This is a genomic window from Ferruginibacter sp. (genome assembly GCF_031430955.1).
Taxonomy (GTDB): domain Bacteria; phylum Bacteroidota; class Bacteroidia; order Chitinophagales; family Chitinophagaceae; genus Ferruginibacter.
In genome coordinates, this window is record NZ_JANPCM010000693.1 from 1 (window position 1) to 5,531 (window position 5,531).

Annotated in this window: 5 protein-coding genes and 1 pseudogene; 4 read left to right on the forward strand and 2 right to left on the reverse strand. The window is 36.6% G+C overall.

The window, feature by feature from the left end:
- Positions 1-346: pseudogene (locus ACY65O_RS19850) on the forward strand (serine protease); the annotation flags it as partial.
- A gap of 67 nt (positions 347-413) precedes the next feature.
- On the opposite strand, the gene ACY65O_RS19855 reads toward ACY65O_RS19850, so the two are convergent.
- On the reverse strand, positions 414-1,310 hold the full coding sequence (locus ACY65O_RS19855) for a glycosyltransferase family protein (protein WP_462222596.1): 897 nt from the start codon (positions 1,308-1,310) through the stop codon (positions 414-416).
- An 84-nt stretch (positions 1,311-1,394) separates the two neighbouring features.
- Here ACY65O_RS19855 and ACY65O_RS19860 point away from each other — a divergent pair, with 84 nt between their 5' ends.
- Positions 1,395-2,300 carry a 1-aminocyclopropane-1-carboxylate deaminase/D-cysteine desulfhydrase gene (locus tag ACY65O_RS19860; protein ID WP_462222597.1) on the forward strand — a complete coding sequence of 302 codons (906 nt, stop codon included), beginning with the start codon at positions 1,395-1,397 and terminating at the stop codon, positions 2,298-2,300.
- Between the two features lie 61 nt (positions 2,301-2,361).
- The gene (locus ACY65O_RS19865) at positions 2,362-3,132 is read left to right on the forward strand and encodes a hypothetical protein (RefSeq protein ID WP_462222598.1); all 771 of its coding nucleotides are present in this window, start codon (positions 2,362-2,364) and stop codon (positions 3,130-3,132) included.
- Positions 3,133-3,307: 175 nt separating this feature from the next.
- Here the strand turns inward: ACY65O_RS19865 and lipB are convergent, their stop codons facing one another.
- A complete protein-coding gene (gene lipB / locus ACY65O_RS19870; protein WP_462222599.1) occupies positions 3,308-4,051 on the reverse strand; it encodes a lipoyl(octanoyl) transferase LipB in 744 nt (247 codons plus the stop codon).
- Between the two features lie 177 nt (positions 4,052-4,228).
- Here lipB and ACY65O_RS19875 point away from each other — a divergent pair, with 177 nt between their 5' ends.
- Positions 4,229-5,278 (forward strand): RluA family pseudouridine synthase, encoded by a 1,050-nt coding sequence (locus tag ACY65O_RS19875; protein ID WP_462222600.1) that lies wholly within the window; start codon positions 4,229-4,231, stop codon positions 5,276-5,278.
- The last annotated feature ends 253 nt before the right edge of the window (positions 5,279-5,531 follow it).

A 5,531-nucleotide genomic window follows, 5' to 3' on the forward strand; every position in this document is an offset into this window, starting at 1 on the left:
TAAAGACGAAATTGTTTACGGTGAAGGTTACTTAAGCAGCGAAACAGGTCTCAAAAGCGATACGCTTACTTACCAAATTTCAATTGCTGCCCACCATGGTAACAGTGGTAGTCCGGTACTGAATAAAAACGGCGACATCATTGGTATTTTAACCGATAAAGCAGAAGGTGGTGCTGTGTTTGCAGTAAAATCGTTATACATTTTTAAAACGGTTGAGAACCTTAAAAAAGATACTGCATTTGCAAACATTAAATTAAGCAATACCAATTCCATAAAAAATTTAGACAGGGTGCAGCAGGTTGAAAAAGTAAACAGTTGCGTATTCTTAATAAAAAGTTACAACTAAGCATAGCAAATTGAGATATTAAAAAAGGCTTCAAAAATTTGAAGCCTTTTTTATTTGCAATATTTTTTTACCAAAGTGAAGTTGGATATTCTCCATCTGCAACCAGTTTATCAATACTGGCTTTTACCACCGGTGCATCTTCTTTATATGTAACCCCAAACCATTGCGAAGAACAGGGAATTACTTTAACACTACCTCCATGATGCTCCATAAAATCTTCAGCAATTATCGGAATAAAAAATTCTGATTTAAGGTTATGGCTGTTATCTTTTACAAACTGGTGAAATAATTTTTCGGTAGCAGCAAATAAAGATTGATGAAAGCACCAGAAATTCATTGATACGCTGGAGTTAAAAGGCACTTCATGTTTACCTGCTTCATCTTCATACACAATTTTATCGCCTTCCCTGTAAATTTTTGTTCTCTCCTTAATACTTACCAAATTATTATCCGCATCTACCTGACAAACGCCACGGCTTACCGTACCATGATCGCTTAAAGTTTTTGACAGCTCATACCCTATTATGGAATATTTTTTTGGCGTACAACCGGTATTTAAAAAAGCCGCTGCTTTTACAAAAGCATCACTGCCATAAAAATCATCGGCATTAATTACAGCAAATGGTTCGTCAATTACATCCATTGCACATAAAACGGCGTGGCCCGTGCCCCAGGGTTTTGTTCTGCCTTCCGGCATGGGTAAACCATTTAAAAAATAATCCATCTCCTGGTAAACATATTCCGTTTTTATCTTTCCTTTTAACTTAGGTTCAAAAGTATTTTTAAACCCTTCGGCAAAATCTTTACGAATAATAAATACCACTTTGCCAAAACCGGCACGTATGGCATCATAAATAGAATAATCCATAATAGTTTCGCCACTGGGGCCAAAACCTTCGGTTTGTTTCATACTTCCGTAGCGGCTTGCCATACCGGCTGCTAAAATTAAAAGAGTGGGTTGCATTAATAATTTAAGTTGATAAATGAAAAATTAATACCTGATTTTTGTACAGCGAAATTAGTATAAACCGATAAGTTATAATCAAAAATGCTTTTGAATATTTTAAATGCCCCTGTTGAAATATTGCGTGATGAATTATTTCAGCAAAAAAAAATATCGGTTTCGGTGTTAAGGTTAGATAAAATACATCCCATAGTATCCGGTAATAAATTATTTAAACTGCATTATTTTTTACAACAGGCTATAGCATCAACTCATAAAACCATTGTTACTTTTGGTGGCGCATATTCCAATCATTTAGTGGCAACAGCATTTGCCTGCCAGGTACCGGGCTTAAAAAGCATTGGTATTGTAAGAGGAGAAAAACCGGCACAATTATCCGCCACACTGCAGCACTGCATTAATTATGGTATGCAGTTAAAATTTATTTCAAGGGAAGCATACAGTAAAAAAGAGGAGGGTGATTTTCTTGCTGAATTAAAAAATGAATGGGGCGAATGCATTATTATTCCCGAAGGTGGTTACCATGCCTTAGGTGCAAAAGGCGCAGCACTTATTTACGATTTGATAAAAGATAACAGCTACACCCATATTTGTACTGCCGCCGGCACCGCCACCACCCTTGCAGGATTATTGCTGAATGGCGGCAATAAAAAAATAATAAGTGTGCCTGTTTTAAAGGGCATGAATGACATTGAAGAAAGAATTAACTTTTTATTAGGTAATAATTTTAAAACAGGTAAGCTGCAAATTTTTAACGACTATCATTTTGGGGGCTATGCAAAAAAAACTAAAGCGTTGACGGATTTTATGAATTACCTGTGGCAGCAGCATCAATTACCTACCGATTTTGTATATACTGCTAAACTATTTTTTGCCGTTTTCGATAAAATAAAAAACAATTATTTTGAAGAAGACAGCAATATACTTTGCCTGCATACAGGTGGTTTGCAGGGCAACAGCTCACTGCCTGCCGGTACTTTATTATTCTAATTTGCAACATCGCTTTATATTTGCTGATAAAATTTTTAAGCGCTTACCACGTTAACCAATTATGCAAAGGGTTTCACTTTTACTAATTATACTTTTTTCCGGTATTGCAGTTTCCCTTACTGCACAGGATACTTTGCCCTCGATTACCGTAAAAAATTACAGTGGCCAAATTGTAGTGAGCTGGGTAAATAATTACAAAGCGCCTTTAACCACTATTAATATTCAGCGCTCTTACGACAGTCTTAAAAATTATACCACTATTGGTTCGGTACTTAGCCCACAAAATGCAGAAAACGGTTATGCCGATGTAAAACCACCCTACACAAAAATGTATTACCGTGTTTTTGTTTCTTTTGAAGGTGGCGCTTATCTGTTTAGTAAAATTGCAAGGCCTGTAAAAGAACCCTCGCAATACAGTGATGAAGATACGCTGCATCCATTTTCGGTTAAAGATAACTGGACAAAGCAGCCACCTAACATACCGGGCAATCCTAATTTTAAAATTCAGCCCAAAACAAATTTGCCGCCAATAAACAGTAACGAAGAAATTATAACTTACCCAAGCCGCCGCATTTTTTCTAATAAAGATTATAATGTGGTAATTTATTTGCCCGGTGCCGAAACAAAAAAATACACCGTTAAATTTTTCGACGAAAATAACCAGCCGCTTTTTGAATTAAATAAATTACATGAAGAATACCTGATAGTTGAAAAAGTAAATTTTATACATGCAGGCTGGTTTAATTTTGAAGTGTACGAAAGCGGCAAACTAATTGAAAGAAATAAATTTTTTATCTCCAAAGATGGAAAAAGCCCATCGCCGCAAAAATAGGATAGTAATTATGGCTTTATTATTATTAATTAATTGTTGTCAGTTTTAATTATATATTACAGGCTTCCATTTAAAAAATTCTACAATCTATTCACCATTGACCATGGACCATTCACCATTGACCATTCACCATTCACCCTTCACCATTCACCCTTCACCATTCACCCTTCACCACTCACCATTCCCCTTCCGCTTCAAAAACTTTTTCAAAATTATTTTTAATTGTCTTCTTCATTTCTTCATAATCTACTTTTTTGCCCAATTCTTTTTCAATAGAAGTAACCTGTTTGTTTTGTATGCCGCAGGGAATAATATTGTTAAAATAACTTAAGTCGGTATTTACATTTAATGCAAAGCCATGCATGGTTATCCAGCGGCTGCAGCGTACACCAATAGCACAAATTTTTCTTTCTTTACCCAATACTCCCGGTTCAATCCACACGCCGGTTTCGCCGCTGCTTCTTTCGCCTTTAATACCATATTCGGCAATGGTTAAAATAATTACTTCCTCTAAATTCCGCAGGTATTTACCAATGTCGGTATAAAAATTTTCTAAATCTAAAATGGGATAACCCACAATTTGCTGCAGGCCATGAAAAGTAATATCTCCTCCCCTGTTGGTATTAAAAAATTGAATACCGTTTGCCGCAAGTTCTTGTTCGCTCATTAATACGTTATCAATATTGCCACTTTTGCCTAAAGTGTAAACAGCGGGGTGTTCGCAGAAAAGAAAATAGTTGGTGGTTTTTTCGTGAGTCGTGAGTGGTGAGTCGTTAGTTGAAGCAGCATACGTTTCCTGCAATTTTCTGTTGGCCGATTTTATGGCAACATTCTGCTGCAGCAGTTCTTCCTGGTAATCCCAGGCTTTTTTATAATCAATAATTCCCAGGTCTTTAAATATCACTTTACGGTTATCCACTGCAATGTTTTAATTTGCAAAGATAAAGCAAGAGGAAATGAATAATGAATAATGAATAATGAATAATGAATAATGAATAATGAATAATTGATAATGGATGCAGGTTCAGAATAAACACTAAACCCCTAAACCCCTAAACCTCTAAACATCTAAACCCTAAACATCTAAACAAAAAAAATGCAAGAATTACAAAATACAGAAGAAGACATCCAGGAAATTGATGAGCTGTACGAAAAACTCGTTATCACCATCGATAAAGGACAGGAACCTTTACGCATTGATAAATTTTTAATGAGCCGCATTGAAGGCGCCACCCGAAATAAAATTCAGCAGGGCATTGATGATGAAATGGTATTGGTAAACGATAAGCCCGTAAAAAATAATTACAAAGTAAAAGCCTTTGATAAAATTGTGGTGTACGATGACCGTTCACCTGAATCATCCGAAATTGTTCCCGAATATATTCCGCTGAATATTCAATACGAAGATGATGATTTAATGATCATCAATAAACCTGCAGGCATGGTGGTGCACCCCGGCAGCGGCAACCCCAATGGTACGTTGGTAAATGGTGTAGCGTATTATTTACTGCAGCAAAATCCAAAGCTGGATGAAACAGAACTCAACCGTTTTGGTTTGGTACACCGCATTGATAAAAACACCACCGGTTTATTAGTAATGGCAAAAAATAAAAACGCCATGACGCTTTTAGCCAAACAATTTTTTAACCACACTGTACACCGCCGTTACATTGCATTGGTGTGGGGCGATTTTGACCAGGACGAAGGCACCATTACTGCACACGTAGGCCGCCACCTGCGTTTTAGAAAATTATTTACCGCCTACCCCGATGGCGACCATGGCAAAGATGCCATTACACACTACAAAGTTTTAGAACGTTTTAATTATGTAACGCTGGTAGAGTGCCGTTTAGAAACCGGCCGCACCCATCAAATTCGTGTACACATGCAGTTGATAGGCCATCCATTGTTTAACGACGATTTTTATGGCGGCGACAGAATTGTAAGGGGGACAGTGTTTACAAAATACAAACAGTTTGTAGATAATTGTTTTGCTTTATGCAGGCGCCAGGCATTACATGCAAAAGAACTGGGCTTCATTCATCCGGTTACTAAAAAAGAAATGTTTTTTGAAAGTGATATATCAGAAGATATGAACGCAGTGATTGAAAAATGGAGAAAATATATTGGGCATAAGGAAATGTGATTTTTTTGCTTGCCCCTATTATTTCGGGGGGCCAAGCTGGATTTCTTTGTTCAACAGTGTTGTGAACTTGTTCTGTTGTTCTTTTCTTTTAGTAAAAGGAAGGAACAGCCTCACTTGTACCGCATACCGCTGGGGAACTTTTATTGAAGCGTATTTTTTAATCACTGAATGCAAAAAGTAAGAAAAATATTTTAATCAACTTTCGTTTTTTCAATTGTCGCTAAAAAACAATTTAAACCCCGAAAGTTAAAAC

Bases quoted from the DNA above. Each gene is read 5' to 3' on its own strand.
- ACY65O_RS19855 (WP_462222596.1), bottom strand. From the start codon at position 1,310: ATGCAACCCACTCTTTTAATTTTAGCAGCCGGTATGGCAAGCCGCTAC.
- ACY65O_RS19875 (WP_462222600.1), top strand. From the start codon at position 4,229: ATGCAAGAATTACAAAATACAGAAGAAGACATCCAGGAAATTGATGAG.
- ACY65O_RS19865 (WP_462222598.1), top strand. From the start codon at position 2,362: ATGCAAAGGGTTTCACTTTTACTAATTATACTTTTTTCCGGTATTGCA.
- ACY65O_RS19860 (WP_462222597.1), top strand. From the start codon at position 1,395: ATGCTTTTGAATATTTTAAATGCCCCTGTTGAAATATTGCGTGATGAA.